The sequence below is a fragment of the Mesorhizobium sp. P2_A12 genome, assembly GCF_056405075.1.
The window spans coordinates 1-815 of the sequence record NZ_JBFUCU010000086.1; the positions used below are offsets into that span (position 1 = coordinate 1).

Consider the following 815-nt stretch of genomic DNA (forward strand, 5'->3'; position numbering starts at 1 on the left):
TCCACATTGGCCGAGAGCGTGTAGGTGACCGAGGACTGAACTCCGTCAGTGCCTCCATTCACACCCTCCGTTGTCACGTCGCCGATGTTGTCGACGACATAGCTGTCGTTCCCAGCACCGCCAATCAGCGTGTCGGCACCTGTCCCTCCATTGAGAACGTTGTCGCCACCGTTGCCGGTGAGAGTATTGACCAGAGTGTTTCCGGTACCGTTGATGTTGGCATTCCCTGTCAATATGAGGTTTTCGACATTGTTCGCTAGGGTGTAGGTGATCGACGCTAACACCTGGTCAGTGCCTGCGCTCGCCGCTTCGGTCACCACGTTGCCGACATTGTCGATGATGTAGGTGTCGTTCCCAGCACCACCAATCAGTGTGTCCAAGCCGCCAGCTCCAATGAGGATGTTATTGCCGGTGTTGCCAGTTAGAATGTTGGCATTGGCGTTGCCGGTGGCGTTGATGTCGCCGGTGCCCGTTAGGGTGAGGTTCTCAACATCCACAAAGGCAGCCAGTGAATAGGTGATTGACGACTGGACGAGATCCGTCCCGGCGTTGTTGCCTTCGCTCACCACGTCACCTGCGTTGTCGACGACGTAGGTGTCATTGCCGGTACCGCCAGCAAGCGTGTCGGCGCCGCCAGCCCCATTGAGGATGTTGTTACCGGTGTTACCAGTTAGGGTGTTGCCATCAGCGTTGCCGGTGGCATTGATATTCCCAGTCCCGGTCAGGGTCAGRTTCTCCACATTGGCCGAGAGCGTGTAGGTGACCGAGGACTGAACTCCGTCAGTGCCTCCATTCACACCCTCCGTTGTCACGTC

1 protein-coding gene is annotated in these 815 nt (G+C 57.2%); it reads right to left on the reverse strand.

What is annotated here, in order from left to right; all coding sequences use genetic code 11:
* The coding region (locus tag AC1DZU_RS35615) for a calcium-binding protein (protein ID WP_477292139.1) at positions 1–815 on the reverse strand (815 nt) is incomplete at both ends.